Origin of the sequence: Faecalicatena orotica (genome assembly GCF_905197545.1) — a bacterium.
GTDB classification, from domain to species: Bacteria; Bacillota; Clostridia; order Lachnospirales; family Lachnospiraceae; genus Faecalicatena_A; species Faecalicatena_A orotica.
The window spans coordinates 52,982-70,387 of record NZ_CAJJZH010000002.1 but is presented as its reverse complement, the minus strand read 5'-3'; the positions used below and the strand labels follow the sequence as shown (position 1 = coordinate 70,387).

The following is a 17,406-nucleotide window of genomic DNA, read 5'->3' as shown; positions in this document are numbered from 1 at the left end:
TTGCTCTTTCCGTTATCCCATGCTATACTCTCATCAGAAACTTCGGAAGGTATTCACCTTTCATTTTTCAATCGGCAGTTCGCCGGTTTACCCAATTAATTACTTATTAGAACCGCAGAAAACAATGAATCCTCTACATTTTTAAGGTACTTCTGTCTTTTACATATCTACATATCGTGATATGATAATAATAAATCAGAATAACTCCTTACATGTGTACCATTCGTTTTCTGCACAGGAAAGGAGATTTCATTTTATGACCAAAGACAACTTTATTATGTTACCCACTGTAGACTTTTGTTTCAAGGAACTGATGCAGAACCCCAAAGTCAGGAAAGGCTTTATTTCAGCATTGCTGGACCTGTCCCCGAACGAAGTAGAAGACACCGTCCTTCTGCCCACACTGCTTTCGAGGGACTCCGCTGATGACAAATTAGGAATCATGGATGTAAGGGTACTGCTTAAAGACGGGACGCAGATGAACATGGAAATGCAGGTCAAATACTTCGAATACTGGGATGAACGTGCTTTGTTCTATCTCAGTAAGATGTTTGACAGCCAGATCCGTAAGGGCGAATCCTATGAAAAACTGCAGAAGTGTATTCATGTAAGTATTTTAGACTTCATCCATTTTCCGAATGACAACAAGTGTTACCGCAGGATTCATTTCCGGGATGACAGCACCTATGAACTGTATTCCGATAAAATGGAGCTTCAGATACTGGAGTTAAAAAAACTGTCTCCGGACGTTAAGACCAGTGAGGATGTACTTACATGGATGAAGTTCTTCAGTGGAAAAAGCAGAAAGGAGTTTCAGAATATGGCTAAGACAAATGAATATCTGGATGAAGCATACAATACACTGCTCAATTTAAGTGCTGATGAGAAGAAACGGTTAGAATATGAGGCACGGGAAAAAGCTTTGAAGGATTATAATACCCAGATCAGCAGTGCTGAAAAAAGAGGACTTAAGGCTGGAGAAGAGATTGGGCGCAAGGCTGGGGAAGAAAGTGGGCTGCGCAGAGGCATTCAGGAGGCCCGGCAGGTTTTCAAACTATATATGCAGGGCAAATCTCCGGAAGAAATTGCGGACCTCTGTGATATCAGTATAGACAAAGTGAAGCAAATTTTAGATTAACTCATTTACTGCTACAATCCTCCTAAAAGGCCTGAGTTGAGGGATACCCTTTCGGGTATCCCCCATAGAAACATCGAAAGGTATTCACCTTTCATTTATCAATCGGCATCTCGCCGATTTATCCCATCAATTACTTATTAGAACCGCAGAAAACAATGAATTCTCTACATTTTTAAGGTACTTCTGTCTTTTACATATCTACATATCGTGATATGATAATAATAAATCAGAATAACTCCTTACATGTGTACCATTCGTTTTCTGCACAGGAAAGGAGATTTCATTTTATGACCAAAGACAACTTTATTATGTTACCCACTGTGGACTTTTGTTTCAAGGAACTGATGCAGAACCCCAAAGTCAGGAAAGGCTTTATTTCTGCTTTGCTGAATCTGTCCCCGGATGAAGTTGAGGATACGGTTCTTCTGCCCACTCTGCTTCCCAGAGACTCAGCTGATGACAAGCAGGGGATCATGGATGTACGGGTACTGCTTAAGAACGGGACGCAAATGAATATGGAAATGCAGGTCAAATATTTCGAATACTGGGATGAACGCGCCTTGTTCTATCTCAGTAAGATGTTTGACAGTCAGATTCACAAAGGCGAGTCCTATGAAAAACTGCAGAAGTGTATTCATGTAAGTATTTTAGACTTCATCCATTTTCCGAATGACAAAGAATGTTACCGAAGGATTCATTTCCGGGATGATAAGACATCTCATCTTTATTCGGATAAAATGGAGCTTCAGATACTGGAACTGAAAAAGCTGCCTTCAGATGTAAAGACCAGTCAGGACGTTCTTACATGGATGAAGTTCTTCAGTGGAAAAAGCAGAAAGGAGTTTCAGAATATGGCTAAGACAAACGAATATCTGGATGAAGCATACAATACATTGCTTAATCTAAGTGCAGACGAGAAAAAACGTCTGGAATATGAGGCCCGTGAAAAGGCATTGAAAGATTATAATACCCAGATCAGCAGTGCTGAAAAAAGAGGACTTAAGGCTGGGGAAGAAAGTGGGTTACGAAGAGGCAAAGAGTTGGGCATTCAAGAGGCCCGGCAGGTTTTCAAACTATATATGCAGGGCAAATCCCCTGAAGAAATTGCGGACCTCTGTGATATCAGTATAGACAAAGTGAAGCAAATTTTAGAATAAACATGTTCTCACATTTCAGATCATGAAGCACATATGCCCCCCGCCTTTTATAATATCCATTATGGAACCAAAAGGCGGGGGGCACTTTATCAGTTACTGTTCACAGACAAGCCTGTAAACAGTAACCCTTATCGGTCCTGTATTACCTGCAAAGTATCACTAGCAAAGTATTCTCTTAAAAGCCACGCAGGAGTGCAGCTCCACGCATGACAGAAGCTGTTTACCTGTGACGATCCGTATGGGGATGCATGGGGATCTTCAGGGTCAAAAGCCTCCCAGAAGGTATCGGCTCCCAGATTGATCATTCCTCCCCAGTAAGTCCGCATTAATTCCAGCGCCTTCTCCTTTTCACCCACATGAAGCAGTGCCTCGATGACATGGTGATAGGCATAAGGTGTAGCAATTCCCATCTCCGGATTTTCTTCCAGAAGATGCAGCATTAATGCACGGCTCTTCTCTTTTTCAAATACGTCTGCAAGAACCATCCATGCCTGACTGGACCACGATATCTGATGATCCGCGCCACTTACAAAGAAGCCTTTTTCCTCATCCCAGAAGTGGCTTACTGCTTTTTCCAGAGCATCGGCAAGCATGACCCGGAGCTCCTCTTTGGCCGCCTCATCTCCTGCAAGGCTTGCCAGAACTTCTCCCTGGCGCAGACAGTATATCCATACTGCATGAGCCGCCGCCTGACGGTCAAGTCCGTCTTTCCAGTCAATAAATGCCATCATTGGGTTTTCTGTTTTCGGGACACCATCCTCCATATCATTCAGAGCCAGTACGATCTGGCGGCAGGCCGTGCCCCACAGTTCTTTTACAATTTCCAGATCTTTTGTCTCCTGATAATAGTCGTAAAGAATGGACACGAAAAACAAAGAATAATCGAATAAAAATGTGTCATCTACCTGCATAACAGGCTCAGTAAAAAGGCACGCTCCGACTTTCCCGTCTTCACGGATCAGCCCGGCAAAAAGGTACATACACCGTTTCACCAGATTCAGATTCCTGAAGGTTGCATAATTGGCTTTTGCCTGTAGACGCAGGTCACCGATCCACAGACGGCGGTCACGCTTAGGCCCGTCCTCAAACACATGCTGCATACAATCCTGAAGAGTTTTTAAGCTTGCCTTGTCGATTGCTTTGAGGTCCTCCGGCAGAGAGGAAAGTGGCTCTGCCTCCTCCAGAGACACTGCTGAAACTGCAGTCAGTTCCACATTTTCCACCACCACCTGAAACTTTGCCGAGGTATCGACAGCAAAGATTTCCAGATAGCGGAATGCGTACCGTCTCGGAAGTTTCAGTTCACATGGGAGCACATCGATATGTATCAGTTCCTCCTGAATCCACCCTTTGCTGATCCAGCCATGATAAGTGGAGGAATCGTCCAGAATTTCTCCCGGGATTTCTGCAAATTTCAGGCGAAGATAAGCGGGCGCATCCTGCGGGCTTCCCGCCGAATTCAGCTTCAGGGTCACGTAACCGACATGATGGTCTCCGAAATCAAGACAGATACTGTCATCCTTCTTAAGGAGTTTTCCCGGCATAAGGGTGATATCCTCACGTGAGGAAATCTCTGCAATGCCATCCGCCGTTTTCGTTACTGACACAAGTGAAACAGGTTTTACCTTTGTTTCAATGAGCTGAAAATCCAACTCCTGTGCCTTCTTTATAAAGGTATCCACAGTCTTTCTCTTCATATCAGGCAGGATACTTACTAACGCTTCTCCCATCTCTTATTCCTCCTCGTGCAGCACCGCACCATTTGTGGAAATCACATCCCGGTACCAGTAGAAAGATTTTTTCCTGTATCTTTCTAACGTTCCTGTGCCGTCATCGTACCTGTCTACATAAATATAACCATAACGTTTCTTAAGCTCTGCAGTAGAAGCGCTCACAAGGTCTATGCATCCCCATGAGGTATATCCCATGACCTCGACACCATCCTCGATGGCTTCCTCCACCTGTAGAAGGTGCTGTTTCAGATAATCTATGCGGTATCCGTCCTCAACTGTCATTTCTCCGTCTGCATTCCTGATAAGCTCATCCACTGCACCGAGTCCGTTTTCCACAATGAATAATGGTTTCTGGTAACGGTCATAGTAGTAATTCAGCACATAGCGCAGTCCCTTAGGATCAATCTGCCATCCCCACTGGCTGGCGTCAAGATATGGATTCGGAACACCCCCTAAAAGGTTGCCTTTTCCCTCTTTTCGCTTTGCAGGATCAGCGGTGTCGCAGATGCTCATATAATAACTAAAGGAAACAAAATCAACTGTGTTTTTCAGAATTTCTTCGTCCCCCGGTGCAAACTGGATTTCGATATTGTTCTCCCTGAAATAGCGTTTCATATATCCCGGATATCTTCCTCTTACATGAACATCCCCAAAAAAGTCATTCATGTGAGTACTCTCCATGACCTTAATTACATCGTCAGGTGACGGCGTAAGAGGGTACGTAGGCATACTTAAAATCATACAGCCGACCTTTGCTTCAGGCATCATCTCATGGGCAATCTTTGTCGCCAGGGCACTGGCCACAAGTTCATGATGGACAGCCTGATAAAGATCATTTTTAGACAACTTTTCTTTGTCTGTATAGATCCCTCCGCTTAAGAAGGGTTCATGAAGCACCGAGTTGATTTCATTAAAGGTGAGCCAGTACTTAACTTTCTTACCGTATCTGTCAAAAATCGTCCTTACATACTTCTCATAAAAATCAATCATCCTGCGGTTCACCCATCCGTCATAGGTCCGGGAAAGGTGGAGCGGTGTTTCATAATGTGAGATCGTAACGAGAGGTTCCATACCATATTTCAGACATTCGTCAAACAGGTCGTCATAAAACCGGAGCCCTTTTTCGTTCGGGGTATCCTCATCCCCCTGCGGGAAAATGCGGCTCCAGGCAATCGAAGTACGGAATACCTTGAATCCCATCTCCGCAAACAGTTTGACATCCTCCTTATATCTGTGGTAAAAGTCAATACCCACGAGCTTCATATTATCCGGTGCAGGCTCTGCTGTGCGGGGCCCTGCGATCCCGTGTGGAGTCACATCCTGTGTGCTTAACCCTTTGCCGTCTTCATCATATGCCCCTTCGCACTGGTTGGCAGCAACCGCGCCGCCCCATAGGAAATCCTTTGGAAATGTCATATTATAAATTCTCCTTTCATGGTTATGAGTTATAAATATTTCTATAATGATACAATGCCCCGATCAGATTCGCATCATTATAATATCTGCAATTTGTAATTCGCGGTACCGGTACATACGGGCTGACGCTTCTCAACGGGATCTTCCCTGTCAGTTCTGTCATACTTTTGTTTACATATTCCAGGAGCAAAGGCTGCTGGCTGATTCCCCCTCCGATTGCAATGATGTCTAAATCAAGGAGAATATTCAGGTTATAAATTTGGACAGCAAGGGCATCTGTATAATCCTTCAGCCCCTTTAAAACAAGCTCGTCTCCCTCGTTTGCCATGCTGAATATGCTGATGCCGTCATAACTTTCCCAATCCACACCTGTATACTTTGCCACTGCCCGGGCCAGACCCTGTGCCCCTCCCGATATCCCCCAGTAGCTGTCCATTTCCTGCGGCAGATCGTCTTTCGTGCAAATATAGCTGTATTCCCCCGCTGTAAAGCGGTTCCCCCGGTAAATCCTGCCATTTAGGATAATTCCCCCTGCGACGCCGGACCCGAGAACTACCACGGCCCCGTTCGTACAATCTTTCAGGCTTCCCTTCCAGTATTCAGCCAGGGCAGCACATTTCCCATCATTTTCCACACTCACAGGCATTCCATACCGCTTAGACAGCTCCACTGCCACGGAACTGCCGCAGAGGTAAGGCAGGTATCCTGCCGTCACACAATACCCTGTCTTGTTATCCAGCATTCCCGGCATACTGACGGCAATCCCCGATATACGGGACCTGTATTTTTCTACAACGGAATCCAGAATCTGATAGAAATCTTCTTTTGTATGGTTCTCATAAGCCGGGGTAGGTACCTTATCTTTTTCCAGAATAATGGCATTCTCATCCATCATGGCATACTTCGTAAAGGTACCGCCGGCATCAAATACAAGATAGTTCTTCATGTTCTTAACCTTCCATGTTACTTTTCATTTCCAAAGTTGATATAAAGCTTTGCAAAGAAATCTTCCAGTGTCAGCCGGGCATCCAGATATTTGTACACACGGATTTCCCGGTTATTCTGCCCGTGAATATAAGTCATATCATCTGCAATTCGCGGTGCGGGAACTAAATCATAGCTTACCTTCTCCAACTCTTCCATGAGGACCGCGATTGTTCCCTGATCCCCCAGTCCCCAGATTTCCCCGTGGGGCCATTCCATCTCATAAGCTGCCGCCTTTTGGTTAAATTCCACCATCTGTTCAAACAGATATTTCCCGATTTTCCCGCAGGGACGGACTTTCATCTGCAGCTCAGCCAGAGAAACTGCCATGACTTTATACAGGCTTTTCGGTACCTGCCACAGCGGTACATGTGAAGAAAAAATCACGTTTGCGGCATGTATATCCATGAGCAGGTTAAACTCGAACCCGCCCTCTGGATAATCTCCTCCGCCAATCCAGATGACAGTCATGCGGTCCGCAATTTCTGGTGCAAGAAGCAGTGCCGAAGCCACATCCGTGACCGCACCCTGGCAGGCGACGTACAGCGGACGCGCATCCTCTTTCATCGCCTCCTGTATAATGAAGCGTGCTGCAGGACTGTCGATCGGTGTATGCTCGTCTTCCAATCCTTTGGGAGCACCCAGAACGACAGGACACTGATCCTTCACACCCATTAATTCCATAACTTTCAATATTTCATCATAGCTTGCCTGCGCAGTGCCTAGTTCCCCATATTCCTGAGGATTCTTACAGAAGTGTCCGGCAGCTATGCCTCTGATATCAAATCTCGGGGTCATCAGATGATGTGCCACCGCAAACTGGTCATCTGCCTCATTTTTACAATCTGTATGCACAATGACCCTTACTTTTTTATTTTCCGGAACTGTATATGCGTAATCCCACATGACTTCTCCTTTCATAACCATTTTAATCAGCCATCTGCCGTTTATCCAGTTCCGCACGGATTTCCGGATACTTCTTATCGAGATCATAAGGAATCAGAACGATGATGGCAATAATTGTTGACACCAGTGACAGTCCTCCGAACGCAAAGTTAATCGCTGTCTGGGTCTTTGGAAACATCTGTGCAAGGTTCTGTCCTGCCGAGAGTGCTTTATCCATAGCGCCTGCATCATATGCGCCCCATACGAGAAGAGCGGATACAATGGCTGAAGCCGACGCACTTGCAAGTTTATTCAGGAAACCGGAGATAGCAGTCTGCGTACCCGCAAGACTCTTTCCGCATTTCCATTCTGTGTAATCGAAGATGTCCGGCATCATGGAGTAGAACATACTGGAACGGAATCCAAATCCAAGTCCGATGACAGCCAGTGCGATTGTCGCTACGGTTCCGTTTGAGGTAAAGAATAATACACCGTAACCGATTGCATCCACGACAGCGCCGAACTGCATCAGTTTTACCTTGTGAATCCCTTTTCCATTCAAAAATGCAGCAAGCAGCATCGTTGGAATTGCCAGTATCGTCAAGAGGGATAAGGCTGTCGGCATCGCACTCACATCGCCGACAATATAACTATAGTAATACTGCATCGCACCATACATTCCCAGATAACCTACGAACAGGAAGTATACGAGGAACAGAAGCATAATGTAATATTTATTTTTAAATACGTTGCCCATATCCTGCAAAAAAGACGTCTTCTGTGCAGACTGTGTAGGCGGGTTGATTTCCGCAGTACTGAAAACGCAGATGCACATGATTGCTACGACAATGATTCCCAGTACAATATTGGTGTTTCTGTATCCTGCTGCAAGGGCAGCGCCTGTTGCATCAGAAGACCCTGCAAAGAAGTAAACCATTGGAATGACAAACAGGGAAGAAGTCAGTGATCCCAGGTTTGCGAAAACCATACGTGTTGTTGCAATATTCGTTCTCTCTGACGGTACCGGTGATAATGCTGTTACAATCGGCGCCATCGGGATATTTACCAGCGTGTAGCCAAATGAAAAAATGATATATGTAATGTAAGCCCATGCCAGTTTGGAGCCTGCACCCCAGCCGGTAGGAACAGAAAACAGAAGAACCATTCCAATTGCAAGCACAGGAGCGCCTGCCAGCATCCACGGGCGGTAACGTCCCATTTTAGTATCTGTATGATCTACAAATGATCCAACCATGTAGTCTGTCAGGGCATCAATAAATTTTGTAATAACAAACATAAATCCTGCGGCACCGGCAGAGATGCCTGCACAGTTCGTATAGTAAAACAATAAGTATGTATTTGCCAGCAGATACGCCAGATTACAGGCATAGTCACTGATTCCGAATCCGATACGCTGTCTCCATTTAAAGCTAGTTGTTTTATAATATGACGGTTCGTGTTTTAATTGCTGCATTTTTCTTCCTCCTCTATTCTCCTGCTGCGGCAGTAACCGGCTTCATCGTGCCTGCTGCCTCCTTTAAGTTATAAAGCTCCTTCAGAAGCCGTGTTTCTTCCTTCTCTGTCAGGTTATGTTCTATGCGGAACACAACCGTCTTCTTCTTTCCCTGTTCCATCAAAAGCTGCTTCATGGCCCCCGGTGTGCCAAAGACGCTTTGATCTGCATCGATGATGTTGTTAACGGCCGTCCAGACATCCGCTTTCACACGGATACCGTACGACCTGTTGACTGTCTCCCTGACGCTGTCCATATAGTAATAACGATAGGCATTGACCTGCCGTTTCCTGCGGTGACGCCTGCCAAAACCGAGTCCAAACGTTCCAATCACTGCATAAAGGGAATCACCGTCCTCAACCAGAAACTGTCCGGTGAAGATCAGCGTGTGGTCGATACGAATCTGAAAAATCAGTGATCCGGCTGCGACCACAAAGCAGATCAGGCACATGGCAAATGCACTCATCTGTGGCATCAATATTGCGGCGCAAAGTACAATCGCCATATCTAATACAAGATTTACGCCTGCCAGCAGCATACGGTACGCTGCAAATTCCTTCTTTTTATCCTGAAACTGAGCCATTATTTCCTCCTGTTCCCCTTTTAGGAACCATAATCGTCCTGTTACTCTTATTTTCTTACAAAATGCATAACCTGTATGGAAGCCTTTGGCAGACGCACTGCAAAATCATTCTCCCTGCGGGACGGCGCCTTTCCTGTCTTTTCACGGATTTTGTCCGGTTCCTCTTTTGTATTGCAGTCGTGGGGATCTTCACTTTCAAGGATCTGCCCGGACACATACTGTACTTCATCTGAAAACGCAATCACGATTTCCTGATCTTTTTCCATATCAGCATTGATCAGGTTCACAAAAATTCCTTCCTCTTTCTCAGAAGCAAAAATAAATGTTTTATCAGATGTCTCTCCGACTGTTTCCAAGCCTAAGCCTTCCCGGTGCACTTTGTACATATTGAATACATCGTAATTCGGTGTCAGTATGCATGTTTCGCCTTCCGTAAGGAATAAGGAATTCAGCACATTGACAGTCTGTGCTACGCACGCCATTTTCACGCTCTCACAATTTTTATGAAGGATATCCAGAGTAAGCGCCGTTGTAATAGCATCGCGCATTGTACACTGCTGGTACAGAGCCGGTCTGTTTGAAAAAGCGGCTCCATGCCAGTTGCCCCATTCTCCTATGATCAAATCACAGTCCGGCTTTGGAGTCTTAAAAAATCCTTCTTCCTCCGGAAGCGCCTCGATTCCCTCACGGATTAGCGCCGCCTGTTCCTGTATCACTTCATCAAGCTCCAGACATCCCGTAATCACCAGGTCCCAGTCACGTTCATCAAATTCGGTTTCCTTTTGTTCGAGATTTTCCAGATTCCAGTTATAAAAATGTAAGTCGTATCCGTCCAAAGGCGGCCTTCTGAATTTTCCAAGCTCCTGAAAAAACTGCTTCGTCCATTCCACTCGTTCCTTCGGCTTGTTCCCGTCCGGTCCTGATGCGATTCTCTTCATTTCTGTCTTAGGTTTCCCGCCGTTCTCCAAAGAAATAAAGTTGGGAAACGCAGAAGCATATTTCCGGTATTCATTCGCATAGCTTTCCGGTGTCATACATCCGCCGCCTGCCCAGACCTCGTTGCCTATTCCCCATAGTTCCACGCCAAAGGGTTTCTCTGCCCCGTTCTGCTTACGCTCTTTTGCAAGTGAAGTTTCATCCTCTCTGTTGCAGTACTCCATCCATTCCCGCATTTCTTCTGTACCGGAAGTCATCATGTTAATGTTCAGCCAGGGTCTGGCCCCCGTAAGCTCGCACAGCCTCATAAATTCATGCGTTCCAAACTGGTTGGAATCCAGTTCATAGGTCCCGAAATTCTCATTATAGGTTACTGGACGCTCATTTCCCGGACCGATTCCATTTCGCCAGTGGTAGGTGTCTGCATAACATCCGCCCGGCCATCGGATAACCGGAGGCTGCAGCCTTTTCAGGGCATCCACCACGTCTTTTCTCAGACCGTTGTAATTAGGGATCTTTGACTCTTCACCCACCCATATTCCGTCATAAATACAACTGCCAAGGAATTCGATAAAATGTCCGTGAAGCTCTTTGCTGATTTTACCTTTCTTACTGTCAATCTTGATTTCAACTGTGTTCATGTTTTCCTCCTCTATCTGTTATTGATATTGTACTTAAGAAAGCAGGAACTTTATATTAAAATAACAGCATTATTGTCAAAATCCGAACATCTTACTTACATATTTGCTCCATTTCCTGTATCCTCTGAACGGAATTCTTTCTGCTTATACTTTTCTCTATATTGTCTGGGTGTCATCTTCATATATTTTTTAAATACGCTCCCGAAATGGCTCTGGGAATAAAAACACACATAATCGCTGATTTCTGACAGACTTGCTTCTGAATACTTCAACAGGTTGGCTGCGCGCTCTACACGGACTTTCTGAATATAATCCTGCACACTCATTCCGGTGTCACTGCGGAAAACCCTCGTAAGGTGCCCCGGGCTGATACCGATTGCCCTTGCCGCATCTTCCAGATAAATTTTATGGTGGTAATTCTGGTGAATGTAATCCCTGCATTGTTCTGTATAATTGGAAGAGGCCTTTTTCTCCTTCGTTTCTGCCACAAGTTTCGTGAAGTCGAGCACACTTCTGCGCATATACTCCACCATCTGGTCCATCCTTGTGCATCGGTCGATACGGTTAATATATAAATCGCTTAACCGGTATGACTCTGCCGGGGATACGCCTCCTGCAATCGCTTCTCTTGTCACGGCTGTCACGGAAACAATCGCCAAATTCCGCTGGTGGTTCAGTCTTTTCACAGACAGCATCCCTGCGCCCTCGACAAGGGCATCCATGCGCTCCAGAACATGTTTCGTGTCTCCTTCACGCACGCAGTCCATCACATATCGCTCCTCCCGGTATGTATGGTGGTATATTTCATCATCTATCTTTCGCAGCTCCATCATGGCATCTTCTTTTTCATTCAGTTCTTTTTTATCTTCGGCCAGATTATTTCCGACCATCAAAGTGTCCACGCCCAGACTTACATTTTCCAGAAGCTCATAGAGAAAGCTGACAAAGTTCAGTATCTTGAGAAGTGATATTGTAACCGGCGGCTTCTCATATTCATGGCTGATATGATATGCTTTGTAGTAGCTGTGAATTTCCTCATAGCTTAACTCCTCCGTACAGACTGGTCCTGTGAGATAATAACCTCCCCCAGATTTCACTGCAGCAAAATAGACCTTTGTATCATCCTTATAGATCACAGGGATATCCTGTTTCCGGCTTTTCTCTATTAAATACCGGGCCAGTTCTCCAGAGTGGAGGAAGGGGCTTTCCTGGTCCAGAAATGTTCCGAAGCTTTTTACATCCATCTCTTCATCGGAGGTATAGAATAACGGTAATCCCCACAAAAGTTCTAATTTTCTCATTAAATCTGACATCTCTATCTCCTCTTTTATCAATCTTTTACATATATTCTAATGCATAACACACAGAATACCAACAAAAAAGAGATATGTGCCGCCTGGGCATCACATATCTCTTTTTCCTATTGTATATTGTTCTATCACTCCCCGCCTCCGGCGGGAATGAACAGCCTCTTTTATTTTACAAGGTGGACCTGTGCCTGATTCACTCCCATCGAGAGTGCCCTCTCATGGTCATTTACGTAAATATCAATATGTTTCCCTTTTATAGCTCCGCCGCAGTCTTCTGCTGTAAATACATGTCCCCCTATGATGACCTTCGTTCCATAAGGTATCACATCCGGATCAACCGCGATCGTCCGGCCTTCCACAACCGGTGTCCCTGTCGCAGTTATCCCGGTCTCCACGTCGCAGCAGATCTCACAGGAACAATAATAAGTCAGCTCAAAATTACCGAGGTCCTCACCGTACATATCATCCGTGGCATTTACCTCCCCGATGCTGCCTGCATATGCGTAACTACTGTCATCCAGTACACGTGTCGCCCAGACTGCCTCGTTTTTATCCACACTGCCTTGTACGATCCCATAATCAGTTCCCATCGCTTCGACTGTCCTGCTGTCTCCGGCATAAATTACTACGTGGTGGATATGTCCGTCCTTTGCATAGAAAATCAAATCACCGGGCTTTGCATCCCCGACCGGAATCTTCGTTCCGTACTGTGCCTGGTCCTCAGCCACTCTCGGAAGGTCATAACCATACTGCTTATAGATGCTCTGTACAAATCCGGAACAGTCCGCCCCTTCTGTCAGGCTGGTCCCGCCCCAGATATAGGGATTGCCAATAAACTGTGAGGCATACTCTACCAGAGACTCTCTCACTTCCGCTCCCGGTACGCCCGACTTCACGGAAGTCAGCGTATAATAACATGCCTGATTGTTCTCCGGTTCAATAATCTCACTCGCAGTCGGGAAACTATCCTCCCCACTTTTTTCGATCTGCCTGTCCACATCTTTTCCGGTCTTCAGATATCTCTTGTTTACGAATCCCCTGACATCGCCTGATTCTACATATACCCACTCCTCATTCTCATCGGCGAGGATATAGCACAGACTGTCCGCTTTTAGTGTTCCGACAATACGGGAATTCATTCCTTTGCCTTCTCTCACATTCAAAAGGCCGATTGTGGTCAGCGCATATTTCTTGTCCACCACTGTCCTATTCACAGTCGCATGTGTATGTAAAAATGCCTCATTCTCACCCTGAGGAACAAGTTCCTTTGCAAGAGTGACGACAGTCTCAATTCCGGTATACTCTTTTTTCTCTTTCTCAGCCTTTTCCTTTGCCTGATTCTGGAATTCCTTCAAAAGCTTCTGTGCATCATCACCACGCAGAACCTCATCCGCTTTCACAAATCCCCTGACAGTACCTGACTCCACATACAGCCAGCCGCCTTTTTCCTCCTGAAGGACATATAAAAGCCCGTCCTTGTTAAGAGAACCTACAGCACGTGCATCTGCTGTCATCTCTTCCCTGACATTCACGGATGTACGGGCAAATGCATATCGTCTTGCCACTGTCCAGAGCCGGAAATCCTTCTTTACATTTGGAATCCGTATGATCTGCTGTCCGGCTATCAGTGCTGCATTTGTAGACGGCTTATTCGCATCTTCCGCCTCCTGCTTCTTACTGTCATCTTCTTTTTTGTCCTCTGTTCCTTCAGCATCTGACGGTTTCTCTGACTGAGCCGGATCTTCCGGTGAAATAGAATCATCCGGTGTGCTTCCGCCTTCGTTTACAGAACCATCCTGATTCTGATTTTCATCGCCTGAGCTGCTGCCGTTCTGGCCGTCACCTTTCCCTTCTTCGACAGAACCGGAACCGTCGCCCTTACCGCCTTCGTCTTTATCTCCCGGAGTACTGCCCTCCGGCTTCTCTGGCTCTCCTTCGCTGCCCGTGCTGCCCTGTTCCTTCTCATCTTCACGTTCGCCGGTTACCGGATCGACTTTTATCTTTGTCTCTTTATCGAGCAGATATCCGGTCTCCTCATCCAGGTAAACAGAACCATCCTCCAGCATGGCAAGGACCTCTTCTGAAATATCGACCATCGTCTCTGTACCGTCAATTGTCAAAGCCTGCTTTGGAAGTTCTGCCTTACCACTTTCCTCTGCCTGCGCCTGACCCGCTGTCTGTCCGCCTGATATATCCGCTGCCAGTACAGGTGCTGCCTGTACCGTAATCATGCCAGCTGATAATACTGCTGCCAGAACTCTCTTGTATTCTTTTGCCTTCATCCTAATTAATTCCTCCCGCCGTTCTAAACCGGAATCTTTCCTGCGTAATCTTCCGTATGATCTCTATCCTTTTATTGTACTCCCGGCGGTTTATAATTGCAATCTTATTTCTCGATCTGATTCCGGTTTTATAGTCTTCACCCGCAGGAAAAAATACAGTACATGGCATATCCAGACAACCACCAGGCAGATTCTTCCGGCAGGGACATTACTCATCATAATAAATCCGACCGCCATGACAGCCGTCACCGTCCCTATGATAGAAAACTTTGTTTTCATTGTCATCGCTTTCTGCTTAACAAAGCTCTCCAGATGCTTCTGATACAGTTTTGTCTGCAGAAACCAACTGTGCAGACGTTTCGAACTTTTTGCAAAACAGAACACCGTCGCCATATAAAAAGGCACTGTAGGCAGAATCGGCAGGACTATGCCGACCGTCCCCAGAGCGAGTGTCAGAAATCCTAAAATGATCCAGAAAATTTTTAGTGGGTTCTTCTTCATAAATGATCCTCCTTCATATGCCATCTTAAAAATGACCTGTACCCCAATCCATTTTACAGATTGGTTAGTTTTGCCTAACATTGTATATTAATAATACTATATTTTGAAAAAAATAAAACAGATATAATTGAGAATTTTTCTCATAATATCTGTTTTTTCTATATAATACAAAAACATCCCATAAACTTAATGTCTATGAGATGCTTCTTAAGCTCCCCGAGTTGGGTTCGAACCAACGACCCTTCGGTTAACAGCCGAATGCTCTACCACTGAGCTATCGAGGATTATATGAATTTGATTTGTTCCAAACTGGAACGAAATGGAGAATACGAGATTCGAACTCGTGACCTCCTGCTTGCAAGGCAGGCGCTCTCCCAACTGAGCTAATCCCCCGAAAAGTGTATTGCTTTTAACAACTTTTATAAAATATCATATTATACGAATTATGTCAATATATTTTCAAATATTTCTTTTATTTTTTCCCCTGGGAATTGAAATGTCTGCTGAAAGGCCTTTACCCTTTCAGCAGCAGTATTTTATCCTCCGGTATCTCCAGATAATCCGGCAGGCCCTTTTCGTCAAGCCTGTCCCACCATTCTCTCTGCACAAACCAGCATATTTCCTCCATATCCCCGCTGCAGCCTTTTAGAAAATACTTCCTCTCAAACTGAAGCTCAGCCATACTGCCCAGTTTCACAGGAAGGCTGTTTACAGTCGGTTTCCCCCAAACAGGTATGAATTCATGGGCTCTAAATCCGATGCAGCATATATCTTCCGGGACCTTTCTTTTCAGTTTAAGGCGTATCCCCCAGTCCGGGACTTCGAGTGTCTTATCATCCAGACGGTTTACATTGGTGATATTCTTGCATCCGGTCAGCCGTGCGGCTTCCTTCCACTGCGGATCCGCAAAAATCTCCTTTGTTTTGCCGAAACAGATTACTTTCCCGGCATCCATGATGAGAAGTTCCTCACAGAACCGGTATATCTCATCTCTGCTGTGTGAAACAAGTATGACTGTACCTTTGTAATCCTCCAGCATTTCAATCATTTCCTGCTGGAGCCGGTCCTTCAGGAACACATCCAACGCCGAAAACGGTTCGTCCAGAAGGATCACCCCCGGTTCATATGCCATGATTCTGGCTAACGCGACACGCTGCTGCTGGCCCCCGGACAGTTCCCCCGGAAGTCGGTCCTCCAGACCTTCCAATTGGAACTTCTTAAGCATCTCACAGACCCTTTTACTTTTTTCCTGCTTCGTCCCCCTCAGCCCTGCTGCGATATTGGATTTTACAGTCATCGTAGGAAACAAGGCATAATTCTGGAACAGATATCCGACTTTCCTGTTCTGGGGCTTTAAATTTACTTTATGTGCCGAGTCAAACAGTACCTTATCATCAATCACTATCTTCCCCGTATCCGGCTTTACAATCCCCGCTATACTCTTTAGCGTCATGCTTTTCCCACAGCCTGAGGCACCCAGTATCCCGATCCGTCGGCTCTCACTCTTTAAGTTCATACTGAGTGTAAAATTCCCCAGTTTTTCCTGAAATGTTATGTCAACAGCCATTGCTTAACTTCTCCCGTCCCTACCAGCGCTTTATGTGCTTCATATTTTTACCGCTTAACAAGTTCATCAGAAATATGATCCCAAATGCAATCAGCATCACGATGACAACCCAGACGCCTGCAGTGAGGTAATTTCCGTCCTGTATGACCATCGCTATTCTCTGGGATATCGTCCCCGTCTTGCCCGGTATGTTTCCGGCAAGCATGGAGGTAGCCCCGTACTCGCCCATCGCCCTCGCAAATGTCAGGATCGTCCCCGACATGATGCCTGGTCCCGCGGACGGAACGGCCACCTTCCAGAAGATCGCGGTCTCACTCATCCCCAGCGTCCTCGCCGCATAGATCAGGTTTACGTCGATCTGCTCAAATGCAGCCCGTGCATTGCGGTACATCAGTGGGAAAGCAATCACTGTCGCGGCAATTATACAGCCGGTCCACGTCTGCACAATCTTGAGGTCAAAGGTCTCAAATAAAAAAATGCCAAGCGGTCTTCTCCGGCTGAACAGCAAAAGAAGGAAGAAACCTGCCACCGTCGGAGGCAGGACCATAGGCAGTGTCAGAATCCCGTCTGCTACCGCCTTCATCTTCGGCCCCGCCTTCAGTACTTTTCTGGCCGCATAGATTCCCAGGAAGAATGAAATAATCGTCGCAACTACTCCTGTCTTCAGAGATATGTACAACGGACTCCAGTCGAGTTCCTTTATGATTTCTATAATCTCATCCATTTCCGTTTCCTCCCGGGATTAAATATTTCTTTTCTT

General features: G+C 45.8%; 14 protein-coding genes and 2 tRNA genes. 2 read left to right on the top strand and 14 right to left on the bottom strand.

Annotation, left to right across the window (positions count from 1 at the left end; all coding sequences use genetic code 11):
- Window positions 1–277 precede the first annotated feature (277 nt).
- Both ABIN22_RS03870 and ABIN22_RS03865 read left to right on the top strand, forming a co-directional pair.
- The gene (locus ABIN22_RS03870; RefSeq protein ID WP_346906720.1) at window positions 278–1,138 is read left to right on the top strand and encodes an Rpn family recombination-promoting nuclease/putative transposase; all 861 of its coding nucleotides are present in this window, start codon (window positions 278–280) and stop codon (window positions 1,136–1,138) included.
- Window positions 1,139–1,446: 308 nt separating this feature from the next.
- Complete coding sequence (locus ABIN22_RS03865) at window positions 1,447–2,295, top strand: Rpn family recombination-promoting nuclease/putative transposase (protein WP_346906718.1); 849 nt, start codon at window positions 1,447–1,449, stop codon at window positions 2,293–2,295.
- 128 nt (window positions 2,296–2,423) lie between these two features.
- Here the strand turns inward: ABIN22_RS03865 and ABIN22_RS03860 are convergent, their stop codons facing one another.
- From ABIN22_RS03860 to modB, 14 genes are all read right to left on the bottom strand, one after another.
- Entirely contained in the window at window positions 2,424–4,025 is a 1,602-nt protein-coding gene (locus ABIN22_RS03860; RefSeq protein WP_346906716.1) for an alpha-L-rhamnosidase-related protein, read from the bottom strand.
- A 3-nt stretch (window positions 4,026–4,028) separates the two neighbouring features.
- Complete coding sequence (locus ABIN22_RS03855; protein ID WP_118619851.1) at window positions 4,029–5,444, bottom strand: glycoside hydrolase family 1 protein; 1,416 nt, start codon at window positions 5,442–5,444, stop codon at window positions 4,029–4,031.
- Window positions 5,445–5,466: 22 nt separating this feature from the next.
- The gene (locus tag ABIN22_RS03850) at window positions 5,467–6,390 is read right to left on the bottom strand and encodes an ROK family protein (protein WP_118619849.1); all 924 of its coding nucleotides are present in this window, start codon (window positions 6,388–6,390) and stop codon (window positions 5,467–5,469) included.
- Between the two features lie 17 nt (window positions 6,391–6,407).
- Complete coding sequence (locus ABIN22_RS03845; RefSeq protein ID WP_346906713.1) at window positions 6,408–7,355, bottom strand: nucleoside hydrolase; 948 nt, start codon at window positions 7,353–7,355, stop codon at window positions 6,408–6,410.
- A 1-nt stretch (window position 7,356) separates the two neighbouring features.
- Window positions 7,357–8,787, bottom strand: coding sequence for an MFS transporter (locus tag ABIN22_RS03840; protein WP_118619845.1), 1,431 nt, complete (start codon window positions 8,785–8,787; stop codon window positions 7,357–7,359).
- 13 nt (window positions 8,788–8,800) lie between these two features.
- Window positions 8,801–9,409, bottom strand: a complete 609-nt coding sequence (locus tag ABIN22_RS03835; protein ID WP_346906711.1) for a hypothetical protein — start codon at window positions 9,407–9,409, stop codon at window positions 8,801–8,803.
- Window positions 9,410–9,456: 47 nt separating this feature from the next.
- A complete protein-coding gene (locus tag ABIN22_RS03830) occupies window positions 9,457–10,986 on the bottom strand; it encodes an alpha-N-arabinofuranosidase (protein ID WP_346906709.1) in 1,530 nt (509 codons plus the stop codon).
- A 95-nt stretch (window positions 10,987–11,081) separates the two neighbouring features.
- Window positions 11,082–12,299: a helix-turn-helix domain-containing protein gene (locus ABIN22_RS03825; RefSeq protein WP_109730656.1), complete on the bottom strand. Its 1,218-nt coding sequence runs from the start codon at window positions 12,297–12,299 to the stop codon at window positions 11,082–11,084.
- 161 nt (window positions 12,300–12,460) lie between these two features.
- The gene (locus ABIN22_RS03820) at window positions 12,461–14,578 is read right to left on the bottom strand and encodes an NlpC/P60 family protein (RefSeq protein WP_346906707.1); all 2,118 of its coding nucleotides are present in this window, start codon (window positions 14,576–14,578) and stop codon (window positions 12,461–12,463) included.
- A gap of 90 nt (window positions 14,579–14,668) precedes the next feature.
- Window positions 14,669–15,079 (bottom strand): YbaN family protein, encoded by a 411-nt coding sequence (locus ABIN22_RS03815; RefSeq protein WP_346906705.1) that lies wholly within the window; start codon window positions 15,077–15,079, stop codon window positions 14,669–14,671.
- Between the two features lie 212 nt (window positions 15,080–15,291).
- A tRNA-Asn gene (locus tag ABIN22_RS03810) sits at window positions 15,292–15,363 on the bottom strand.
- A gap of 36 nt (window positions 15,364–15,399) precedes the next feature.
- Window positions 15,400–15,472 (bottom strand) — tRNA-Ala (locus ABIN22_RS03805).
- A 121-nt stretch (window positions 15,473–15,593) separates the two neighbouring features.
- A complete protein-coding gene (locus ABIN22_RS03800; protein WP_346906703.1) occupies window positions 15,594–16,646 on the bottom strand; it encodes a sulfate/molybdate ABC transporter ATP-binding protein in 1,053 nt (350 codons plus the stop codon).
- A gap of 19 nt (window positions 16,647–16,665) precedes the next feature.
- Window positions 16,666–17,370, bottom strand: a complete 705-nt coding sequence (gene modB / locus ABIN22_RS03795; protein ID WP_109730659.1) for a molybdate ABC transporter permease subunit — start codon at window positions 17,368–17,370, stop codon at window positions 16,666–16,668.
- Between the last annotated feature and the right edge of the window lie 36 nt (window positions 17,371–17,406).

Coding starts and splice junctions, on each gene's coding strand:
- ABIN22_RS03870 (WP_346906720.1), top strand. CDS start 278: ATGTTACCCACTGTAGACTTTTGTTTCAAGGAACTGATGCAGAACCCC.
- ABIN22_RS03865 (WP_346906718.1), top strand. CDS start 1,447: ATGTTACCCACTGTGGACTTTTGTTTCAAGGAACTGATGCAGAACCCC.
- ABIN22_RS03860 (WP_346906716.1), bottom strand. CDS start 4,025: ATGGGAGAAGCGTTAGTAAGTATCCTGCCTGATATGAAGAGAAAGACT.
- ABIN22_RS03855 (WP_118619851.1), bottom strand. CDS start 5,444: ATGACATTTCCAAAGGATTTCCTATGGGGCGGCGCGGTTGCTGCCAAC.
- ABIN22_RS03850 (WP_118619849.1), bottom strand. CDS start 6,390: ATGAAGAACTATCTTGTATTTGATGCCGGCGGTACCTTTACGAAGTAT.
- ABIN22_RS03845 (WP_346906713.1), bottom strand. CDS start 7,355: ATGGTTATGAAAGGAGAAGTCATGTGGGATTACGCATATACAGTTCCG.
- ABIN22_RS03840 (WP_118619845.1), bottom strand. CDS start 8,787: ATGCAGCAATTAAAACACGAACCGTCATATTATAAAACAACTAGCTTT.
- ABIN22_RS03835 (WP_346906711.1), bottom strand. CDS start 9,409: ATGGCTCAGTTTCAGGATAAAAAGAAGGAATTTGCAGCGTACCGTATG.
- ABIN22_RS03830 (WP_346906709.1), bottom strand. CDS start 10,986: ATGAACACAGTTGAAATCAAGATTGACAGTAAGAAAGGTAAAATCAGC.
- ABIN22_RS03825 (WP_109730656.1), bottom strand. CDS start 12,299: ATGTCAGATTTAATGAGAAAATTAGAACTTTTGTGGGGATTACCGTTA.
- ABIN22_RS03820 (WP_346906707.1), bottom strand. CDS start 14,578: ATGAAGGCAAAAGAATACAAGAGAGTTCTGGCAGCAGTATTATCAGCT.
- ABIN22_RS03815 (WP_346906705.1), bottom strand. CDS start 15,079: ATGAAGAAGAACCCACTAAAAATTTTCTGGATCATTTTAGGATTTCTG.
- ABIN22_RS03800 (WP_346906703.1), bottom strand. CDS start 16,646: ATGGCTGTTGACATAACATTTCAGGAAAAACTGGGGAATTTTACACTC.
- modB (WP_109730659.1), bottom strand. CDS start 17,370: ATGGATGAGATTATAGAAATCATAAAGGAACTCGACTGGAGTCCGTTG.